Annotated in this window: 15 protein-coding genes; 8 read left to right on the top strand and 7 right to left on the bottom strand. The window is 54.5% G+C overall.

Going from position 1 to position 20,649, the window contains the following annotated elements; translation table 11 throughout:
* Window positions 1–72 precede the first annotated feature (72 nt).
* The 6 genes from GEAM_RS09025 to GEAM_RS09000 form a co-directional block, all read right to left on the bottom strand.
* Window positions 73–1,296 carry an MFS transporter gene (locus GEAM_RS09025; protein WP_034790723.1) on the bottom strand — a complete coding sequence of 408 codons (1,224 nt, stop codon included), beginning with the start codon at window positions 1,294–1,296 and terminating at the stop codon, window positions 73–75.
* A 108-nt stretch (window positions 1,297–1,404) separates the two neighbouring features.
* Window positions 1,405–3,786 carry a GNAT family N-acetyltransferase gene (locus tag GEAM_RS09020; protein WP_034790722.1) on the bottom strand — a complete coding sequence of 794 codons (2,382 nt, stop codon included), beginning with the start codon at window positions 3,784–3,786 and terminating at the stop codon, window positions 1,405–1,407.
* A gap of 23 nt (window positions 3,787–3,809) precedes the next feature.
* Window positions 3,810–5,114 (bottom strand): lysine N(6)-hydroxylase/L-ornithine N(5)-oxygenase family protein, encoded by a 1,305-nt coding sequence (locus GEAM_RS09015; RefSeq protein WP_473723510.1) that lies wholly within the window; start codon window positions 5,112–5,114, stop codon window positions 3,810–3,812.
* A 16-nt stretch (window positions 5,115–5,130) separates the two neighbouring features.
* Window positions 5,131–6,645: a pyridoxal phosphate-dependent decarboxylase family protein gene (locus tag GEAM_RS09010; protein ID WP_419471228.1), complete on the bottom strand. Its 1,515-nt coding sequence runs from the start codon at window positions 6,643–6,645 to the stop codon at window positions 5,131–5,133.
* Window positions 6,646–7,361: 716 nt separating this feature from the next.
* Window positions 7,362–8,804 carry a pyruvate kinase gene (pyk, locus tag GEAM_RS09005; protein WP_034790719.1) on the bottom strand — a complete coding sequence of 481 codons (1,443 nt, stop codon included), beginning with the start codon at window positions 8,802–8,804 and terminating at the stop codon, window positions 7,362–7,364.
* A 255-nt stretch (window positions 8,805–9,059) separates the two neighbouring features.
* The gene (locus tag GEAM_RS09000; RefSeq protein ID WP_034790718.1) at window positions 9,060–9,929 is read right to left on the bottom strand and encodes a MurR/RpiR family transcriptional regulator; all 870 of its coding nucleotides are present in this window, start codon (window positions 9,927–9,929) and stop codon (window positions 9,060–9,062) included.
* A gap of 408 nt (window positions 9,930–10,337) precedes the next feature.
* Between GEAM_RS09000 and zwf the strand changes: the two genes are divergently transcribed.
* From zwf to GEAM_RS08985, 3 genes are all read left to right on the top strand, one after another.
* The gene (zwf, locus tag GEAM_RS08995) at window positions 10,338–11,813 is read left to right on the top strand and encodes a glucose-6-phosphate dehydrogenase (RefSeq protein ID WP_034790717.1); all 1,476 of its coding nucleotides are present in this window, start codon (window positions 10,338–10,340) and stop codon (window positions 11,811–11,813) included.
* Between the two features lie 10 nt (window positions 11,814–11,823).
* Window positions 11,824–12,519, top strand: a complete 696-nt coding sequence (pgl, locus tag GEAM_RS08990; RefSeq protein WP_034790716.1) for a 6-phosphogluconolactonase — start codon at window positions 11,824–11,826, stop codon at window positions 12,517–12,519.
* 186 nt (window positions 12,520–12,705) lie between these two features.
* Window positions 12,706–13,347, top strand: coding sequence for a bifunctional 4-hydroxy-2-oxoglutarate aldolase/2-dehydro-3-deoxy-phosphogluconate aldolase (locus tag GEAM_RS08985; protein ID WP_034790714.1), 642 nt, complete (start codon window positions 12,706–12,708; stop codon window positions 13,345–13,347).
* Between the two features lie 78 nt (window positions 13,348–13,425).
* Here the strand turns inward: GEAM_RS08985 and GEAM_RS08980 are convergent, their stop codons facing one another.
* Window positions 13,426–13,770: a RidA family protein gene (locus tag GEAM_RS08980; RefSeq protein WP_034790711.1), complete on the bottom strand. Its 345-nt coding sequence runs from the start codon at window positions 13,768–13,770 to the stop codon at window positions 13,426–13,428.
* 143 nt (window positions 13,771–13,913) lie between these two features.
* Between GEAM_RS08980 and yoaA the strand changes: the two genes are divergently transcribed.
* The 5 genes from yoaA (at window position 13,914) to rnd (ending at window position 20,462) form a co-directional block, all read left to right on the top strand.
* A complete protein-coding gene (gene yoaA, locus GEAM_RS08975) occupies window positions 13,914–15,827 on the top strand; it encodes a DNA repair helicase YoaA (protein WP_034790709.1) in 1,914 nt (637 codons plus the stop codon).
* 69 nt (window positions 15,828–15,896) lie between these two features.
* The gene (gene tsaB / locus GEAM_RS08970; RefSeq protein ID WP_034790707.1) at window positions 15,897–16,598 is read left to right on the top strand and encodes a tRNA (adenosine(37)-N6)-threonylcarbamoyltransferase complex dimerization subunit type 1 TsaB; all 702 of its coding nucleotides are present in this window, start codon (window positions 15,897–15,899) and stop codon (window positions 16,596–16,598) included.
* A 63-nt stretch (window positions 16,599–16,661) separates the two neighbouring features.
* The gene (locus GEAM_RS08965) at window positions 16,662–17,306 is read left to right on the top strand and encodes a Slp family lipoprotein (protein WP_034790705.1); all 645 of its coding nucleotides are present in this window, start codon (window positions 16,662–16,664) and stop codon (window positions 17,304–17,306) included.
* Between the two features lie 206 nt (window positions 17,307–17,512).
* Entirely contained in the window at window positions 17,513–19,210 is a 1,698-nt protein-coding gene (gene fadD, locus GEAM_RS08960; protein WP_034790701.1) for a long-chain-fatty-acid--CoA ligase FadD, read from the top strand.
* A gap of 130 nt (window positions 19,211–19,340) precedes the next feature.
* Window positions 19,341–20,462 (top strand): ribonuclease D, encoded by a 1,122-nt coding sequence (gene rnd, locus GEAM_RS08955; protein ID WP_034790698.1) that lies wholly within the window; start codon window positions 19,341–19,343, stop codon window positions 20,460–20,462.
* Window positions 20,463–20,649 lie beyond the last annotated feature (187 nt).

The following is a 20,649-nucleotide window of genomic DNA, read 5'->3' as shown; positions in this document are numbered from 1 at the left end:
CTGCCGAGTTAGCTCCCGATTGAAAGTAAAAAGGCTGAGATCATCTCAGCCTTTTGCTTTCGCGGTTCGACCTCAGTGGGTGGGTTTTTTACGCGAGGTTAAAAACAGGGTGATCAGCAAGGTTCCCGCCACGCCGCTCAGCAGAGTGAATTGGTTGAAACGGGCATTGCCGTCGGCGAAGTAGAGCAGCTTGGCGACCTCAATCCCCAGCGCAAACACTAAGATAGTGATCAGCCCCAGCGCAGCCGCCACCGTGCCTTTACCCACGTTGCTTGAGAACAGCGTCAGGCGATATAACCCAGCGTTGACCAATCCTGAACCCATCGCGTACAAGCCCAAGCCGCCAATCACCCAGCCCCATGCGTGAGCAAAGAAGGTAGCGGCCACGGCGGTGATTGCCAGTCCGACCACGATAGGCACGATGCCTAGCCAAATGGGTGTGGTGACTTTCACCTTGCCGCTGAGCTTAGTCAGCAGCAGGTTGCCGATGATCAGTCCGGCAAAAATCGGCACCTGCAGCCAGCCATACTGCAGCGGCGACATGCCCGCGTCCTGTATCAGAATTACCGGCGACTGCGCCACCCACGCCAGTAGCGGCAGGGTGATAAGCCCGATCGACAGTGAACCAAACACCACGCTTTTATTGCCCAGCACCTGCCCGTAATCGGCCAGCAGGCGGCGGAAGGAGAACGGCTGGCCGTCGCGCGGCGCGGTCTCCGGCATGCTGCGCCACAAGCCCCACCACGCTAGCAGTGACACCAGCGCAAACAGCCCGAACATGGCTTTCCACGGCGCGTAGTGAATAAAGGCCGCGCCCGCCAAAGGCCCGAGCAGCGGGGCGATCAGCGTGACGTTGGCCATCAGCGCCATCAGCTTGATGCTCAAACTTTCATTAAAGGCTTCCTGAATCGCGGCGTAACCCACGGCGCCGATAAAGCACAGGCTCATGCCTTGCAGGAATCGCATCAAAATAAATTGCTCAATGCTTTGGGTCAGCAAAGTGCCGAGGCAGGTGACGACAAAGAAAGCCACGCCGGTGAGTAATACCGGGCGGCGGCCCAGACGGTCAGACAGCGGCCCGAGCAGCCATTGCAGCATAATGCCGCCACACAGGTAGGCGGTGAGGGAGGCCGATACCCAGTCGGCGCTGGCGCTAAAGTCACTGATGACCTGAAGCATGCCCGGCTGGATCATGTCATGGGCGATATAAGTAGCGAATTCGAATAACACCAGCGAGAGCGGGAACAGCCACTGCCGGCGGCCAAGCCGTTCTGCGGGTTGAAACACGGACGACATATCTAGACTCCATACCCAAGGCGATTGGGTCACATTTTCAAGGTTCCAGAAAACTGAAAAACGCGGCCTGCTAAGGCCGCGCTGAAAACTGCATAAAACGGTGAACGATCAGTTTTTATAGCGAGCAATCGGGTTGTCGAGGGTACCGGCGAATTTCAGGTTTTGCGCCGGGTCCGACAGGTTGATCATCTGCTGGTTATTGGCCAGTTGCAGGCGGTTGAGGCAAGAGTGGGTGAACTCTGCGCCAAACATGTCGTAGCGGGCAAACTTCTCCGCCAGCTCAGGATATTGCTGCTGGTAGTCATGCACGGTGTCGGCGACCACTTTCCAGAAATCATCGGCAGACATCATGTTTTGCTCTTCCAGAATGCGCGAGATAAAGCGGAACACCCCGGCGAACACGTCGGTGAAGATAGACAAGACTTTCAACTGCTCAGGCACGTCCACGGCAAGGCGTTTGGCCTTCTCCGGCAGCTTGGCGTCCGGGTTCATCACTGCGATCTCTTCGGCAATGTCCTTCATGTAGGCTTTGACCGGAATGTTGTTTTCAAACAGCAGGATCAGGTTCTCGCCGTGCGGCATAAACACCAAATCATAGTGATAGAAGCAGTGCAGCAGCGGGCTGAGGTAAGCCGTGGTGTAGCGTTTGAGCCAGTCGGCGGCGTCCAATCCTGAAGATTTGATCATCTCGACAATCAGCGCATCGCCGTTGAAATCAGTGTGCAGCAGCGACGCCATGGTCATCAGACGCTGGTTAGGCTGCAACCACGCCACCGGGTTTTGACGCCACAGCGCGGCAAACATCTTCTTGTAAGCACTGTCGCCTTTAATCGCATTTTCGAAATAGTGGTTGTGGTAACCGAGCGAGGCCACTTCTTGCAGAATGCTAAAACCGTTGGCTTGCAGATAAGCGTCGTTTTCCACCAATTCTGCCAGCCATTCGTTAATGCCCGGCGTGGTCGCCATGTAGTAAGGCGACAGTCCGCGCATAAAGCCCATGTTCAGGATAGACAGCGCGGTTTTCACATAGCGATGGGTTGGCTGACTGGCATTGAAGAAGGTACGAATCGACTGCTGCGCCAAATAGTCATCTTCCCCTTCACCCAGATAAATCAGGTAATTACGCGCGATGTCCGGCGCGAAGACGGTCAGCAGCTTGTTTTGCCACTGCCAAGGGTGAACCGGCATAAAGTAGTAATTTTTCGGGTCGAGGTCGCGTTCTGTCAGTTGCTGAGTGAAAGCCTGAATCTGCTTTTCACCCAGCTCTTCGGCGATCAGCTTCTCGTAAGGCAGACCTTCAACGCTGGCGAAGTGCGCCTTGTCGTGATGCACCGCCACCCACACCAGCTTCAGCGGGCTGGCGGCTTCTGGCGCGTAACGCACATAGTCGGCGGCGTCAAAACCAATGCGGCCATTGTTGGCGATAAAGCTCGGGTGCCCTTCGGTCATGCTGGTTTCTACGGTCTGGAAGTCAGCCTGACTCAGCGATTTTGCGGTGGTGTGGTTGTTTTCCAACTTCCACGCGCTGCCGTACAGGGTGCTGGAAATCTCTTCCATATAGGTCGGCAGCATGGCCTGCGAAATACCAATCTGCTCGGCAAACTCAATGACGAACTGTAAGGCGTCCAGTGGCTGCGGCGCGAGATTGTCGAGGCGCTGGATACTCTCGAGGTCAATCAGCCAGTCATTTAAAGGCAACAGGCGCGCGCGGAAACGATACTCCACCTCGCTGGCCGGGGCGGCCAGTTGGTACTCAGTCCAGTGCTCGCCGCTTTTCAGCGCTTTAGGTTCAATCAGTCGCTCGTGGGCTAACTCAGACAGGCATTTACGCAGCAGCAGGGCATTGGCCTTGGCCCAGTTAGCCGGGTGAAGGTGCTTGCCGGTTTGCATGGCAACAGGGTGTTTAGACATGTTTTGTTCCTTTTGGCGGGCCAGCAAGTAATCTTCGCGCTCACAAAAAGCCAGCCACGCGGTTTTATGAGACAGAGTGATTTGGCGCTGGTATTGGAAACCGGCGCGTTTATTCAGGCGATGGATCTTGTCGTTGCGCACGTCCGGCTCAACCACCACGCGCAGCACCTCTGGCAGGCTGAACAGGTACTCCATCACGGTGGAGAACACCTGCCAGCTGAAATCCGGCAACGGGCGGTCGGCGGGGGCCAGCAGAATGTGCATGCCGATGTCGCCCGGCTGGACGTCGTAATGCTCGTGCAGCGGGTCGTCCTGTACCGGATAGCACTCAATTAGAAATGCCGGTTTGCCATCATGCTCGCCCATCAGCGCGGCATGAGGATTGTTGGCGGTCAGCTCGCGGTAAAACGTCTCCACGTCGTCGCGGTGGCTGTCGAGCATGCCCCAGAACTTGGCATAGGACTTGGTCATCCAGCTATGCAGGGTGTCGGCGTCCTGCGGGAAGTTCAGCGGGCGCAGCGTTAGCTTTCCGGCATCGCGCGAGCGGGAAAACAGCGGCTTTGGCAGCGTATCAAACATGGTTATGTCTCCTTGATTGGGGGTTATTCACCCAGTTCGCGGGCGCAAAATGTCTGGAACGCGATGGCTTTTTCAATCGGATAAATATCGTCATCGAGCATGGCGCGGATGATGCTGCTGTTGCGGTAGCAGGCCATGCCCAAGTCTGGCGTAACGAAGCCGTGGGTGTGCAGCTCGGCGTTTTGCACAAAAATCTGGTTGTTGGCGTCAATGCTGTAGTTGCGATTGACCGCGAAACGCCCGGCGTCGTCCCACTGGATGCGCGAGTGAATGCCTTCAATGCACTGCGGCGGCTGGTAGCCATAGCCGGTCGCCAAAATCACTGATTCAGTGTTATGGCGATACTCCTGCTGCTGCTCTTGTTGCAGGAAGGTCATGTCCAGCGTGCCGTCAGGGTTGCGGCTCATGGCGGTTAATTCGGAATGGGTGTAGAGATTAACGTTCAGCGGGCCGTCGAGCCGCTTGGTGTACATCAGGTCATAAATGTCATTGATAAGGCTGATATTTATGCCTTTGTATAAGCCTTTTTGCTCGCGATTGAGCTGGTCGCGCTTGCTCATCGGCAGCTCGTGGAAGTAGTCGATATACTCCGGCGAGGTCATCTCCAGCGTCAGTTTGCTGTACTCCAGCGGGTAGAAGCGCGGCGCGCGCGTCACCCACGTCAGCTGATAGTCATGCTTTTCGATGTCTGAAAGCAGGTCATAGTAAATTTCCGCCGCGCTTTGACCACTGCCCACCACGGTGATGGATTTCGAGCTTTGCACCTGCTCTTTGTTCGGCAAGTAGGCGCTGGAGTGGTGAATTTGTTGGCTTACGCCGCGCGAGCAGGGCGGCATCCAGGCTGAAGGGCCGGTGCCCAGCACCAGTCGCTTGGCCTGATACACCGCTTTTTCGCTGCTTTGTGTTGACTGGGTGTGAACCAGATAGCACTGCTTGGCTTCATCCCAAGTGACCATTTCGACGCGGGTGGCGAATTTCAAATTAGACAGCTCGCTGCACACCCACTGGCAGTACTGGTTGAACTCTTTGCGCATCATGAAGAAGTTTTCACGAATGTAGAAAGAGTAGATTTTGCCTTTCTGCTTCAGATAGTTGAGGAAGCTGAAACGGCTGGTTGGGTCCGCCAGCGTCACCAAATCCGCCATAAACGGGGTTTGCAGCATAGCGCTCTCGAGCATCATGCCGGTGTGCCAGTCGAAGCCCGGGTTTTGGTCGATAAACAGCCCGTTGAGCTGCTCAATCGGGTCCGTCAGGCAGGCCAGTCCGAGGTTGAACGGGCCGATGCCCACGGCAATAAAATCATAGGTTTGAGTGCTGTTTTGCGTCATAGACATAGTGTGTTCCTTACTCGCCAGTTCCTTGTTGAAAAGCTGTATTAAGCGCTGCGCTGGTCAGCTCTTTGCCGTAATGCACAATCAGGCCAATCACGTCGGCAATGTCTGCAGCGGTGGTGGCTGGATTGAGCAGGGTAAATTTCAAATACTGGCGCTGATTGACCTTGGTGCCGGCGATCACCGCATTGCCCGAGCGGAAAATGGCTTTGCGAATGTCGGCGTTCACGGCGTCCAGCTGCTCGTCGTTCAACGACTGGCGCGGCACAAAGCGGAACACCAGCGTGCTGAGTTCCGGCTTATGCAGCACCTCGATGTTCGGGTGATTGACCATCTGCTGGTGGCCTTCAACCGCCAATGCCAGCAGGGTGTCGAAGGATTCGCCCAGCGCCTGCTGACCCATGATGCGCAGCGTCAGCCACATTTTCAGTGCGTCAAAGCGGCGGGTGGTTTGAATGCTCTTGTTGACCAAGTTCGGCGTGCCTTCCAGCTTGGCGCTCAACGGGTTGAGGTAGTCGGCATACCAAGCCACGTGCTCGAAATGCTTCTGGTCGTTGACGAAGAACGCGCTGCAGCTCACCGGCTGGAAGAAGGATTTGTGGTAATCGACGGTGACGGAATCGGCCAGCTCAATGCCGTCAATGCGCTGGCGGTGGTGTGGCGATACCAGCAGCCCGCAGCCGTAGGCTGCATCCACGTGCATCCAGATGTTTTCGCTGCGACATACCTGTGAGATTTCATGCAGCGGGTCGATGCTGCCAAAATCGGTGGTTCCGGCGGTGGCGACCACGGCGATAGGGATCAGCCCCTCGGCGTGGCAGCGCGCCATCTCCTGTTTCAGGGCGTCGGCGTCCATGCGGAAGGCATCATCGCAGGCCACGGGCACCACGGCGTCATAGCCAAGGCCGAGCAGGGCGGCGGATTTTTGGATGCTGAAGTGGCTCACCTGCGAGGTGAAAATGCGCCAGCGATTGGCGTCTGACGGCAGCCCCTGATATTTGATGCTGTGCTCGGGGTGAGTGCGTTTGCAGAAAGCATCACGGGCTAGCAGCATCGCCATCAGGTTAGATTGAGTGCCGCCGCTGGTGAAAATGCCGTCCGACTGCGGGCCGAATTTGATCCGCGCCAGCGTCCAGTCGATGACTTTCTGCTCAATCAGCGTGCCGCCTGCGCTCTGGTCCCAAGTATCCACTGAGGAGTTGATCGCGCTGATAAATAGCTCTGCCAATTGGGCTGGCACCACCGTCGGGCAATTAAGGTGTGCGATGTATTTTGGGTGGTGGAAATAGACCGCATGTTGCAGATATAAATCATCTAATTCTTCCAGCGCCAATCTAGTTCCGGGCAGGGGCTGAGTCAGGTCAATATGGCGGAACTGATCGGCTAATTCTGCCGGAGAAATACCCGAGAAAGGTTTTTCCTTGTTATTAATATGGCCTTTGATTATTTCAAGGCCATTTTCAATGTGTTGTTGCCACTCATCTGTCGAGTGTTGATTGAAAATAAAACCCTGATTTTCATTTACCATTTTGTGGGTAAAAGAGAGTTCGGAATAATTTATTTGGCTCATGAAACATTCCTTATTGCTAACCCTTTGGGCTTGCAGCAGGCGTGGGGAAGCCGCCAGCCTTAGCCGGGATAGTTAAATTAAGTTTATTAGTCATCAGGCACGGGTAAGCGCCGCGCTAATGCGAGTTGAGTAAAATGATAGTTAGTTAAGGCAAATTATCAGTCTTTTGTCTGGTGTAAATTCCTATGATTGGCATTTTTTAGGTCATTAACCGATGAGGAACATTATAAATGCAAATCATTATCATTCAATGACAATGATAAACATTCTCATCAAAGTAGCCGCGTTAATAATTTTTTGTGACAGATATCACGTTTTTAGTGGTTTTTGGCCGGATTTGCGAATATTCACATAGGATCTTTCTAGGTTTGTTATTCCAAATGATCCACTTAGGAACAACTTTAAACCGCAGATATGGAATATTATCCATTATTAAGATTGTGGCTTTGGATTCTCTTCGCCAAACCCTTATTACCTTGTGGAATTATAAAGAGCAAAAATAGCGGTAAAATAAAACAGTTTATTAATCTCTGAGTGAAGTCATTCTGCAAAAAATTAATAACGCGAGAGAACAAAAATAAAAAAAACCGATTCTGATGAATCGGCTTTTTAGTACTTATTTATTACTAACCTTTATTAAGGGAAGCTGAGTTCCCTTGTTATAAGGCGGGGTATTATTCTACACGCAATACGCGACTGGTATTTGTGGTACCCGTGGTGCTCATAACGTCGCCCTGAGTCACGATAACCAAGTCGCCGGACAACAGATAACCTTTGTCGCGCAGCAGGGTAACGGCGTCGTGCGCGGCGGCTACACCATCATTATTGCTGTCGAAGAACACTGGCGTCACGCCACGGTAGATGGCGGTGAGGTTCAGCGTATGCTCGTGGCGCGACATGGCGAAGATTGGCAGACCAGAGCTGATACGGGACATCATCAGCGCGGTGCGGCCAGACTCGGTCATAGCGATGATTGCCGTGACGCCTTTCAGGTGGTTGGCGGCATACATTGAAGACATGGCAATGGCTTCTTCAATGTTGTCGAACTCCACGTCCAGACGGTGCTTAGACACGTTGATGCTTGGGATCTTCTCGGCACCCAGACAAACACGCGCCATGGCGGCCACGGTTTCAGACGGGTACTGGCCCGCTGCGGTTTCAGCAGAAAGCATCACGGCGTCGGTGCCGTCGAGCACGGCGTTAGCGACGTCCATGACTTCAGCACGGGTCGGCATTGGGTTAGTGATCATCGACTCCATCATCTGGGTCGCGGTGATCACGGCACGGTTTAGCTGGCGAGCACGACGGATCAGTTTCTTCTGGATACCCACCAGCTCTGGGTCACCGATTTCTACACCCAAGTCACCACGGGCAACCATCACCACGTCAGAGGCCAGAATGATGTCATCCATCGCGGCATCGGTTGCCACAGCTTCGGCGCGCTCTACTTTAGAGACGATTTGCGCGTTGCAGCCTGCGTCACGGGCCAAGCGGCGCGCGTAGTTTAGGTCTTCGCCGGTGCGCGGGAAGGAGACGGCCAGATAGTCGACGCCAATTTTCGCGGCGGTGATGATATCGGCTTTGTCTTTTTCGGTCAGGGCTTCGGCTGACAGGCCGCCACCCAGCTTGTTGATGCCTTTATTGTTGGACAGCGGGCCGCCCACTGTCACTTCGGTGAAGACTTTCATGCCCTGAACTTCGAGCACTTTGAGCTGCACGCGACCATCGTCGAGCAGCAGGATATCGCCCGGCACCACGTCGGCCGGTAAGCCTTTATAGTCGATACCCACTTTCTCTTTATCGCCTTCGCCTTTACTCATGTTGGCGTCGAGCAGGAATTTGTCGCCGATGTTCAGGAAGACTTTGCCTTCCTTGAAGGTCGAAACGCGGATTTTAGGGCCTTGCAAGTCACCGAGGATAGCTACGTGGCGCCCGAGGCGGGCGGCGATTTCGCGCACTTTGTTGGCGCGAATAATATGGTCTTCAACGGTACCGTGGGAGAAATTCATCCGAACTACGTTGGCACCGGCGGCAATAACCTTTTCCAGATTATTATCACGGTCAGTAGCAGGGCCGAGGGTAGTAACAATTTTGGTTCTTCTGAGCCTTCTGGACATGTATTACTCCGTTGACTGGTGAACATGTGTAATGCAAAAACAGCGGTAACCTACTTCGGTGCGGTGTGTGATTTTAAGACCATTGCGTTTCACCTGCGTTACCGGCCGCGTGTTTGGTTTGAGACACTTCTGCGGGCATTGAGACGTTCATCACCTCAGCAGAGGGTGCCAAACCCCCTAAAAAATGTCTAATTTGTGCGGTCCGAATGTTCAAAAAGTGCCTTTTAAGGCGCTTCTATTTCATTCGGTCTACGCTTAGTCAAAAACGCTTGGGACTGGCATGCCCTTATCAAAGCGCGATTCTTTCAACGCGTCTTTGACCCGCTTCAGGTTATCTCTAAATTTTGCCCCGCGACGCAGGGTAAAACCGGTGGCGAGCACGTCAATCAGGGTAAGTTGAGCCAGACGCGAGACCATCGGCATATAAACGTCGGTGTCTTCAGGGACATCCAGCAGCAGCGCCAGCGTGGCTTCATTCGCCAGCGGCGTGTTGTGCGAAGTGATAGCAATCACCGTGGCGTCGTTTTCCCGCGCCAGATGGGCCAGTTCCACCAGATTTTTGGTGCGCCCGGTGTGTGAAATCAGCACCACCACGTCGCCTTCGGTGCAGTTCATGCAGCTCATGCGCTGCATCACGATGTCGTCGAAATAGACCACCGGAATGTTGAAGCGGAAGAACTTGTTCATGGCGTCGTGAGCCACGGCGGCAGAGGCCCCGAGGCCGAAGAAAGAGATTTTTTTCGCCTGAGTCAGCAGGTCAACCGCACGGTTTACCGCGCCGATATCCAGCGAGTTTTTGACTTGGTCAAGGGTCGCCATGGCGGATTCGAAAATCTTGCCGGTATAGGCATCTGCGCCGTCGCTTTCATCGACGTTGCGGTTCACATAAGGCGTGCCGTTAGCCAGACTTTGCGCCAAATGTAATTTAAAATCTGGAAAACCTTTGGTATCGAGGCGGCGACAAAAACGGTTTACAGTAGGTTCACTGACATCTGCCATACGCGCCAACGTCGCGATACTGCAATGGATGGCGGTCTGGGGGGAGGCGAGAATCGTTTCTGCGACTTTCCTCTCGGATTTGCTCAGAATGTCCAGATGGCTTTGGATTTTTTCTAATGTATTCATTAGGGTGCCACTCATAGGTTTCAACGATTTCTGTGAAAAGAGGAAATCATGTCGGTTTGGTGAAAATATACTACGAGCTAACTGCGGTTGGCAGGAGCAAACTGGTGTAATTCAAGCTTTTATCACCAGAGTATGACCGAGATCTAAATTTCAATCTGGTAAATGGCTATCAGTTTTGTCATAAAATTACATATCTTCGCGTAATTTTTGAACGATTTTAACAACCATGACAAAATATGTGGTTTTAATTCATTTATTAAGGTCTTAGATCGAGGTTTACTGCTCACAACCGATCAGAGTACATTGTGGCTGAAATAAAATTACAATAGATACCCCGAATAATTCGGGTTGCAGGAATTGCCCTGCAACATGAATTATGAGGGTGATTCCTGCACTAAGGAGAAGAACATGGCGGTAACCCAGACAGCCCAGGCGTGTGACCTGGTTATTTTCGGTGCTAAAGGCGATCTTGCGCGCCGTAAACTGTTGCCTTCCCTGTATCAATTAGAAAAGGCTGGCCACATCCATCCTGACACCAAAATCATCGGTGTAGGTCGCGCGGAGTGGGACAGAGCTGCATATGTAGAAGTCGTTAAAGAAGCCCTGACGACCTTTATGAAAGAAAAAATGGAGCCAGAGCTGTGGGAAAAACTCAGCGCTCGTTTCGAATTCTGTAACCTCGATGTCAACGACCTCAAGCACTTCAAAGTGTTGGGCAAAATGCTCGACCAGCAGAACCGCGCCACCATTAACTATTTCGCCATGCCGCCAAGCACCTTTGGTGCCATCTGCCGTGGTCTGGGTGAAGCCGGTCTGAACAAAGAGCCATCGCGCGTCGTGATGGAGAAGCCGCTCGGCACCTCTTTGGAATCCTCCCAGGTTATCAATGACCAGGTCGCAGAGTATTTCAATGAGTCTCAGGTTTACCGTATTGACCACTACTTGGGTAAAGAAACCGTTCTGAACCTGTTGGCGCTGCGCTTTGCTAACAACCTGTTCGCCAGCAACTGGGACAACCGCACTATCGACCACGTGCAGATCACCGTGGCGGAAGAAGTGGGTATCGAAGGCCGTTGGGGTTACTTCGACAAAGCGGGCCAGATGCGCGACATGATCCAGAACCACCTGTTGCAAATCCTGACCATGATTGCCATGTCACCGCCGGCTGACCTGAGCACCGACCGTATCCGTGATGAGAAGGTTAAAGTGCTGCGCTCGCTGCGTCGCATCGACCAGTCAAACGTGCGTGAAACCACCGTTCGCGGCCAGTACACCGCCGGTTTCGTGCAGGGTAAGAAGGTTCCGGGTTATCTGGAAGAAGAGGGCGCGAACAAAACCAGCGCCACTGAAACCTTCGTCTCTATTCGCGTGGATATCGATAACTGGCAGTGGGCTGGCGTGCCTTTCTACCTGCGTACCGGTAAACGTCTGCCAACCAAATGTTCAGAAGTCGTGGTTTACTTCAAGAGCCCTGCGCTGAACCTGTTCCGCGACTCCTACCAGCAACTGCCTCAGAACAAACTGACCATTCGTCTGCAACCAGATGAAGGGATTGAGATCGAAGTTCTGAACAAAGTGCCGGGTCTGGAACACAAACACCGTCTGCAAACCACCAAGCTGGACCTGAGCTTCTCCGAGACCTTCAACGAGCAGCACATTGCTGATGCTTACGAGCGTCTGCTGCTGGAAACCATGCGCGGCATTCAGGCCCTGTTCGTGCGTCGTGACGAAGTGGAAGAAGCCTGGAAATGGGTTGACTCCATCATGAACGCGTGGGCAGCTGAGAGCGAAGCACCTAAACCTTACCAGTCTGGTACTTGGGGCCCGGTGGCTTCTGTTGCGATGATCACCCGCGACGGTCGTTCATGGAACGAGTTCGAATAAAGGGAAACTGATGGCCAATTTTGTCGAATTTTCCGGCGCGCTGGCGCTAACCCAAAACTTCGCCGGAAAGATTGCGGATGCCCTGCGTGAGGGCATCACCGCAAACGGCAAAGCCAGTCTGGTGGTATCAGGCGGCCGCACTCCGGTCGACCTGTTCACTCTGCTGGCACGTCAGGAGCTGGATTGGAGCAAGGTGGTGATAACTCTGGCTGATGAACGTTGGGTCAGCCCGGACAATAGCGCCAGCAATGAAAAAACGGTGCGTAACAACCTGCTGCAAGGCCCGGCGCTTGCCGCGACCTTTATTGGCCTGAAGAACGATGCCGCGTCGCCGTTTGAAGGGGCATCCGCCACCGAAGTTGCGTTGCAGCAATTGCCGCGCCCCATTGACGTGGTGATCCTTGGCATGGGCGATGACGGCCACACGGCGTCACTGTTCCCCGGTGCGGCGAATCTCGCCGAGGCGCTGGATTTGGACTCGGGGCGCACCTGTCTGGGGATGACCCCGCTGACTGCGCCTCTGGACCGCATTACGCTGACCTTGCCGGTGCTTCTCGACAGTCGCAATATCTATTTGTATCTGAATGGAGAAGCCAAGCGCGATGTCTACGAGCGGGCCGAAAAAGGCACTGACGTCAACGAAATGCCGGTCCGCGCGGTGCTGAATCAACAGCAAACGCCGGTCAGCGTTTATTGGTCGGCCTAACGGCACTCTCTAAAACCGTTGCTTATGCAGCGGTTTTTTTATTTTGTTTTTTCAGATTTACTATCCCCAATCATTCGGCTGTACAGTAGCTATGTGGTGTGGTCGGTAACCTGCAACCATGCAGGCCCTGTGGCAGGGGCGCGCCAACAATCACAACGATGCCTGCGGGCATGAACGGAGACAACGATGAAAAACTGGAAAACAAGCGCGGAACAGATCCTGACCTCAGGTCCGGTGGTTCCAGTGATTGTGATTAACAAACTCGAACACGCGGTGCCGCTGGCGAAAGCCTTGGTGGCAGGCGGGGTGCGCGTGTTGGAAATGACATTGCGCACCGCCTGCGCGGTCGAGGCTATCAAGGCTATCGCGAAAGAAGTGCCAGACGCCATTATCGGCGCGGGCACGGTATTGAACCCTGAACAGCTGGCCGAAGTAACCGCCGCTGGCGCGCAGTTCGCCATCAGCCCGGGCTTAACCGAGCCGCTGTTGAAAGCCGCCAACGCGGGCCCAATTCCGCTGATCCCCGGTATTAGCACGGTGTCTGAACTGATGTTGGGTCTGGATGCTGGTCTGCGTGAGTTCAAGTTCTTCCCGGCAGAAGCTAACGGCGGGGTGAAAGCGCTGCAAGCCATCGCGGGGCCATTCCCGCAGGTGCGTTTCTGCCCGACTGGCGGCATTACGCCAAACAACTACCGTGACTACTTGGCGCTGAAAAGCGTGCTGTGCATCGGCGGTTCATGGCTGGTTCCGGCAGACGCGCTGGAGTCCGGCGATTACGCGCGGATCACCAAGCTGGCCCAAGAAGCCGTGGCGGGTGCCAAGCAGTAATTCTGCGGCTCTTTCGCAGCTAATAAAAAAAACCTCCCGCGGAGGTTTTTTGTCTTCATCATTGGGCGCTTAAGGCACTTAGCGTGCGGCGATGATTTTAATTTCAATCTTATATTTCGGGTTCATCAGGTTGGCTTGTACGGTGCAACGCACTGGCGCATTACCCGGAGAAACCCACGCGTCCCAGGCTTCGTTCATCGCTTTAAAATCTTCTTTGTGCACCAAGAACAGCGTGGCATCGAGGATTTTGCTCTTATCAGAACCCACTTCTTTTAACACGGCGTCAATGATAGCCAGTGTCTCAGCGGTCTGCGCTTTGGCGTCGGCGTCCAGATTTTCCGGTACGGCGGTGTAATACACGGTGTCGTTATGGATCACGACGTCGGACATGCGCGGCTCGGGTCTGATACGTTCGATAGTCATTTAGGTGCTCCTGTTTGGCATCTTTTTTAATGTTGCTAATAGGGTAACACAAAGGCTTATTGCAATGGACCGGCACAAGTGGGTGGTAGAGAAGGGTAAGGATTGGCATAATCACTGCTGATCCGTACAGGTAGAGAGACAGCGTGACAGACGATTTTGCACCAGACGGCGCGTTAGCGCAGAAAATTGAAGGTTTTAAACCCCGTGAACCTCAGCGTCTGATGGCGCAGGCCGTCAGTACGGCTATCAAAAATAAGCAAGGTTTGGTCGTCGAAGCCGGTACAGGTACCGGTAAAACTTACGCTTATCTGGCCCCCGCGCTGCGCTCCGGCAAAAAAGTCATTATCTCCACCGGCTCGAAAGCCCTTCAGGACCAACTCTATTCTCGCGACCTGCCAAAGGTCGCCACCGCGCTGAAATTCAAAGGCAAGCTGGCTCTGCTCAAAGGGCGCTCCAACTACCTGTGCATTGAGCGTCTGGAACAGCAATCGCTTTCCGGCGGCGAACTCGCCAGCCAGTCACTGAGCGATTTAGTGCATCTGCGCAACTGGTCGAGCATGACCGAAGAGGGCGACATCAGCACCTGTTCGGTGGTGGCCGAAGACAGCCACGTCTGGCCGCTGGTCACCAGCACCAATGACAACTGTCTGGGCAGCGATTGCCCGGCTTACAAAGATTGCTTCGTGGTGAAGGCGCGCCGCAAAGCCATGGACGCCGACGTAGTGGTGGTCAACCATCACCTGTTTATGGCCGACATGGTGGTGAAAGAGAGCGGCTTTGGCGAGCTGATCCCCACTGCCGACGTGATGATCTTCGACGAAGCCCATCAGATCCCTGACATTGCCAGCCAATATTTCGGCCAGCAGGTGACCAGTCGTCAGCTGCTGGACATGGCGAAGGACATCACCATTGCCTATCGCACCGAGGTTCGCGACTCGGTTCAGTTGCAGAAAAGCGCCGATCGCCTGAGCCAAAGCACCATGGATTTCCGCCTCGCGCTCGGCGAACCGGGCTTTAGGGGCAACCTGCGTGACGTGCTCAATCAGCCGGCCATCCAGCGCGCTCTGCTACTGCTCGATGACGCACTCGAGCTGTGCTACGACGTGGTGAAGCTCTCCCTTGGCCGCTCGGCCTTGCTGGACGCGGCATTCGAGCGCGCCACGTTGTATCGCAACCGCCTTAAGCGCCTGAAAGATGTCTCTATTCCCGGCTACAGCTACTGGTACGAATGCAACTCGCGCCATTTCGTGCTGGCTCTGACGCCGCTGTCGGTGACCGACAAATTTAGCGAAATGATGACTGACAAGCCGGGCGCGTGGATTTTCACCTCCGCGACGCTTTCGGTGAACGATCAGCTGCATCACTTTACCGAGCGCCTCGGTCTGAACGACGCCGAAACGCTGCTGCTCGCCAGCCCCTTTGATTACGCCAATCAGGCGCTGCTCTGCGTGCCACGCTTCCTGCCTTCTCCTAACGAGCGTGGCGGCTCGCGCCAGCTGGCCCGCATGCTGCGCCCAGTGATTGAAGCCAACAAGGGGCGCTGCTTCTTCCTCTGCACTTCGCACCAGATGATGCGCGAACTGGCCGAAGAGTTTCGTGCCAGCATGACCTTGCCGGTGTTAGTGCAGGGTGAAACCAGCAAAGGCCAGCTGCTGGCGCAGTTTGTCGAGGCGGGGAACGCCCTGCTGGTGGCAACCAGCAGTTTCTGGGAAGGGGTGGACGTGCGCGGCGAGGCGCTGTCGTGCGTGATTATCGACAAACTGCCCTTTACCTCGCCGGATGACCCTCTGCTCAAGGCGCGCATTGAAGACTGCCGCCTGCGCGGTGGCGACCCGTTCAATGAAGTGCAACTGCCGGACGCGGTGATCACCTTGAAGCAGGGCGTCGGGCGTTTGATTCGCGATACCGACGATCGCGGTGTGATGATCATCTGCGACAACCGTCTGGTGATGCGACCTTACGGCGAGGTGTTTTTAAACAGCCTGCCGCCGACGCCGCGCACCCGAGATTTAGACCGCGCAATCCGCTTCCTGCAAGAGTCTCAACAGCAGAAATAGCGCCGCAGTTATGTTAAGATCCGGCCGCGAAAAAGGCCCATAACTTTTCTTTCCCGCCTGAGGTTTGGCATGTCCACACGAATTTTAGCAATTGATACGGCGACTGAAGCCTGTTCGGTTGCGCTTTACAATAATGGCGAAACCCTCGCTCATTTCGAACTTTGCGCCCGTGAGCACACGCAGCGCATTCTGCCGATGGTGCAGCAGATTCTGTCTGAGGCCGGTTTGACGCTGAATCAGGTTGACGCGCTGGCCTTTGGCCGCGGTCCCGGCAGCTTTACCGGCGTGCGTATCGGCATCGGCGTGGCGCAGGGTCTGGCTTTTGGCGCTGAGCTGCCGCTGCTGCCCGTCTCCACGCTAATGACCATGGCGCAGGGCGCCTATCGCCTGACCGAAGCAACTCGCGTCTTAGCGGCGATTGACGCGCGTATGGGCGAAGTCTACTGGGCTGAATACCTGCGTGGCGAAGATGGCGAATGGCAGGGCGAGCAGTCAGAAGCCGTGCTGAAGCCCGAGCAACTGTTACCTCGCGCTCAGGCGCTGACCGGGCGTTTTGCCACGGTTGGCACCGGCTGGCAGACCTACCCAGATTTGCTGGGTGAATCATCCGCCGTGGAATTATTTGATGGCAAAATGTGTCTGCCGCAGGCTGAAGATATGCTGCCTCTGGCGCTGAACATGTGGAAATCCGGCATTCGCGTCAGCGCGGAGCATGCCGAGCCGGTTTACTTGCGTAATGAAGTGACCTGGAAAAAGCTTCCGGGCCGTTAAGTTTTAGCAACTTGTGAACTAAATCGTGGTCAAAATTGTAGGTATGGTCCAGGAGTTCTCACAATGCGTAGGTGGTCGGCAGTGCAACAGTTTTCTGGTTTTAAACGTTCTGTTTTTCAGTCTAAACGCCTGGCGCTCAGCGCCATCGGCTTAAGCGTTTTGTTGCTGTCCGGCTGTGTTACCGTGCCTGCGGATATTCGCGGTACGACGGATACGCCGCAGATGAATCTGCAAGTGGTGCAGGGCGCGCCGCAGCTGTATGTCGGCCAAGAGTCGCGCTTCGGCGGTAAAGTGGTCAGCGTGACCAATGAGCAGAACAAAACCAAGCTTGAAATCGCCACCGTGCCGCTGGATGAAGGCGCGAGGCCGATTCTGGGCGCGGCATCGGTGGGGCGCATTCACGCCTATGTGAACGGATTTGTTGACCCGGTCGACCTGCGTGGCCAACTGGTGACCGTCGTCGGGCCCATTACCGGCGCGGAGAAGGGCACCATCGGCCAGTCTTCTTACAATTTTATCACCGTGGACGTGAACAGCTACAAACGCTGGCATCTGTCACAACAGGTGGTGATGCCGCCACAGCCGATAGGTCCGTGGGGCTACTACGGCCCGTATAACTCACGCTGGGGCAGAGGTTTCGGTCCGGGCTGGGGCCCGGGTTGGTATGATCCACAACCGGCGCGTGTAGAAACCTTCGTGACTGAATAAACAAGCAGTAGAGTAAGACTTTTAAGGCGACTCTGGTCGCCTTTTTCTTTTTTGGGCCATGGAAGCCCACCACAAATTAGTGACAAGCCTCTCAACCTCGACATTGTTTGAAACACAACTGGTAAGCTGAGTTAAAATATTGTTAAAGGCGTGATAAAACTCGTCATATTGAGATGGCCGCAGCACATTATTGCAGGAGTGATACCTTGGAAAAGGTCTGGCTAAAACGTTACCCTTCTGATGTTCCTGAGAACATCGACCCGGATCGCTATAGCTCATTAGTCGAAATGTTCGAAAACGCGGCCCTGCGTTACGCGGACAACCCGGCTTTTATCAATATGGGCGAGGTGATGACCTTCCGTAAGCTCGAAGAGCGCAGCCGCGCTTTCGCCGCCTATTTGCAAAATGAGTTAGGGTTGAAGAAGGGCGACCGCGTGGCGCTGATGATGCCTAACCTGTTGCAATACCCGATTGCCCTGTTTGGCGTGCTTCGCGCCGGGCTGGTGGTGGTCAACGTTAACCCGCTCTACACCCCGCGTGAGTTAGAACACCAGTTGAATGACAGCGGCGCGTGCGCGATTGTCATCGTGTCCAACTTCGCCCATACGCTGGAAAAGGTGGTCTATAAAACCCAGGTGAAACACGTGATTTTGACCCGCATGGGTGACCAGCTCTCTGCTGCTAAAGGCACGCTGGTTAACTTCGTGGTGAAATACGTCAAAAAGCTGGTGCCGAAATACCATCTGCCTAATGCCATCTCATTTCGCAGCGTCCTGCAACAGGGGCGACGCATGCAATATATTAAGCCGGACGTTATCAATAGCGATCTGGCTTTCCTGCAATATACCGGCGGCACCACCGGCGTGGCCAAAGGCGCGATGCTGACTCACCGGAATATGCAGGCCAACCTTGAACAAGCCAAGGCAGCTTATTCTCCGCTGCTCAAGCCGGGCCATGATTTAGTGGTTACCGCGCTGCCGCTCTACCATATATTTGCGCTTACCGTGAACTGCCTGCTGTTTATTGAAATGGGCGGCCGCAGCCTGCTGATCACTAACCCAAGGGATATTCCGGGGATGGTGAAGGAGCTGGCGAAATATCCGTTCACCACCATCAGCGGGGTGAATACGCTGTTCAACGCGCTGCTCAATAATGAAGATTTCCGCGAGCTGGATTTCTCCACCCTGCGTCTGTCAGTCGGCGGCGGGATGTCAGTGCAAAAGGCGGTGGCGGATAAGTGGGAAAAACTCACTGGTCGGCATCTGCTGGAAGGCTATGGCCTGACCGAGTGCGCGCCGCTGGTGGCAGGCAACCCTTATGATTTGAAACACTATAGTGGCAGCATTGGTTTGCCTGTGCCATCGACAGAGGTGAAGCTTGTCGACGATAATGGTCAGGAAGTGCCGTTTGGCGAGCCGGGCGAGCTGTTAATTCGCGGGCCGCAGGTGATGCTGGGCTACTGGCAGCGCCCGTCGGCGACGGATGAAGTGTTAAAAGATGGCTGGCTCTCAACCGGCGATATCGTTACAGTGGACGAGCAGGGCTTTTTACGCATCATTGATCGTAAAAAAGACATGATTCTGGTCTCCGGTTTCAACGTCTATCCTAACGAGATTGAAGATATCGTTTCCCAGCATGAGAAGGTGCTCGAAGTGGCCGCTATCGGCGTGGAGAGCGAATCATCCGGGGAGATCGTCAAGATCTGCGTGGTGAAGAAAGATCCGTCGCTGACCAGCGAAGAGCTGCTGGCGCACTGTCGACGCATGCTGACGGGTTACAAAGTGCCGAAGATTGTTGAGTTCCGCGATGAGTTGCCGAAGTCCAACGTTGGCAAAATCCTTCGTCGTGAACTCCGTGATGAACAAAAAAAGCCTAAGCCAGACGCAAAACAGAGCGCGGCCTAGCGATTTAGGTTCATCATATGCAGATTCCTACGACGCCGGCTAAGTCCGGCGTCGTTACGTTTTACGCAATAATACCCACGCCCTTCGAGTTACCGGCAGAGGGCGGGTATATGATTAAGAGAATCAAAGTTTGAACTATCAGTTGATTACCACCAATGACGCGCTTGCGCAGGTTTGTTCGCAAGCTCAGGCTCATAGCCAGATTGCCCTTGATACCGAGTTCGTCAGAACCCGTACTTACTACCCGCAGTTAGGGCTTATCCAGCTGTTTGATGGTGAAACGCTGACCCTGATTGACCCACTGCCAATTACCGCGTGGCAGCCTTTTATTGACCTGCTGGTCAATCCAAACGTGGTGAAATTCCTCCACGCCGGCAGTGAAGACCTCGAAGTATTCCTCAACGCCTTTGGCGTGCTTCCCGTTCCGCTGATTGATACCCAGATCCTCGCCGCCTTTAGCGGGCGTCCGCTCTCCTGCGGCTTTGCGCGTTTGGTGGCTGAAACCACCGGCGTTGAACTGGATAAAAGCGAATCACGCACCGACTGGATTGCCCGCCCGCTGAGCGAAAAGCAGTGCGTCTACGCCGCCGCCGACGTGTGGTATCTGCTGCCGCTGGCCGAGCAGTTGATGCGCGAAACCCAAGAAGCGGGCTGGATGGACGCCGCGCTGGATGAGTGTCTGTCGCTGTGCCGTCGCCGTGCCGAAGTGTTGCAGCCGGAGCAGGCTTATCTCGACATCACCAATGCTTTCCAGCTGCGCCCGCGCCAGTTGGCCTGCTTGCAGAAGCTGGCATCATGGCGTTTAACTCAGGCTCGCCAGCGCGACCTGGCGGTGAACTTCGTGGTGAGAGAAGAGAACCTGTGGCAGGTGGCGCGCTACCAGCCATCCTCGCTTGGCGAGCTGGAAGCTTTAGGCCTGAGTGGCCCGGAAATTCGCTACCACGGCCGCACGCTGTTAGCGCTGGTGGCTGAAGCCAATGCGATGGACGAGCAGGAGCTGCCTGCGCCACTGTCGAGCCTGATTGACCAGCCGGGCTACCGCAAGGTATTCAAAGATATCAAAGCGCTTATTCAGACCGTCAGTGAAGAGAGTGGCCTGAGCGTCGAGCTATTAGCCTCAAGACGCCAAATTAACCAGTTATTAAATTGGCACTGGCAGTTAAAAACCAAAGAGAGCGAGCCGGAAATTATTAGCGGCTGGCGCGGTGATTTACTAAAAAACCGCTTACTGGAAATCCTCAAAGATTATTAACAGCCAGCGGCTGAGAAATAAACAGCCGGGGTTGGCGATAGAGTTTGAGATAAATCACAAATTAAAGAGGGCAGACAAGTTCTGCTCTTTTTTATTTATTGAACAAAGTATTTATGGCGGCAAGAGGCGGCTGGAGATATAACGCAAATTTAAATCAGGCAAGTTTGGCAGAATAGGGCAAGGTTCA

It is taken from the genome of Ewingella americana ATCC 33852 (genome assembly GCF_000735345.1).
In the GTDB taxonomy this organism is placed as follows: domain Bacteria; phylum Pseudomonadota; class Gammaproteobacteria; order Enterobacterales; family Enterobacteriaceae; genus Ewingella; species Ewingella americana.
This window is presented reverse-complemented; position numbering and strand designations above follow the sequence as displayed.

What these genes read in the sequence shown, in the direction of transcription:
- GEAM_RS09025 (WP_034790723.1), bottom strand. Translation starts at nt 1,296, where the DNA reads ATGTCGTCCGTGTTTCAACCCGCAGAACGGCTTGGCCGCCGGCAGTGG.
- GEAM_RS09020 (WP_034790722.1), bottom strand. Translation starts at nt 3,786, where the DNA reads ATGTTTGATACGCTGCCAAAGCCGCTGTTTTCCCGCTCGCGCGATGCC.
- GEAM_RS09015 (WP_473723510.1), bottom strand. Translation starts at nt 5,114, where the DNA reads ATGACGCAAAACAGCACTCAAACCTATGATTTTATTGCCGTGGGCATC.
- GEAM_RS09010 (WP_419471228.1), bottom strand. Translation starts at nt 6,645, where the DNA reads ATGGTAAATGAAAATCAGGGTTTTATTTTCAATCAACACTCGACAGAT.
- pyk (WP_034790719.1), bottom strand. Translation starts at nt 8,804, where the DNA reads ATGTCCAGAAGGCTCAGAAGAACCAAAATTGTTACTACCCTCGGCCCT.
- GEAM_RS09000 (WP_034790718.1), bottom strand. Translation starts at nt 9,929, where the DNA reads ATGAATACATTAGAAAAAATCCAAAGCCATCTGGACATTCTGAGCAAA.
- zwf (WP_034790717.1), top strand. Translation starts at nt 10,338, where the DNA reads ATGGCGGTAACCCAGACAGCCCAGGCGTGTGACCTGGTTATTTTCGGT.
- pgl (WP_034790716.1), top strand. Translation starts at nt 11,824, where the DNA reads ATGGCCAATTTTGTCGAATTTTCCGGCGCGCTGGCGCTAACCCAAAAC.
- GEAM_RS08985 (WP_034790714.1), top strand. Translation starts at nt 12,706, where the DNA reads ATGAAAAACTGGAAAACAAGCGCGGAACAGATCCTGACCTCAGGTCCG.
- GEAM_RS08980 (WP_034790711.1), bottom strand. Translation starts at nt 13,770, where the DNA reads ATGACTATCGAACGTATCAGACCCGAGCCGCGCATGTCCGACGTCGTG.
- tsaB (WP_034790707.1), top strand. Translation starts at nt 15,897, where the DNA reads ATGTCCACACGAATTTTAGCAATTGATACGGCGACTGAAGCCTGTTCG.
- GEAM_RS08965 (WP_034790705.1), top strand. Translation starts at nt 16,662, where the DNA reads ATGCGTAGGTGGTCGGCAGTGCAACAGTTTTCTGGTTTTAAACGTTCT.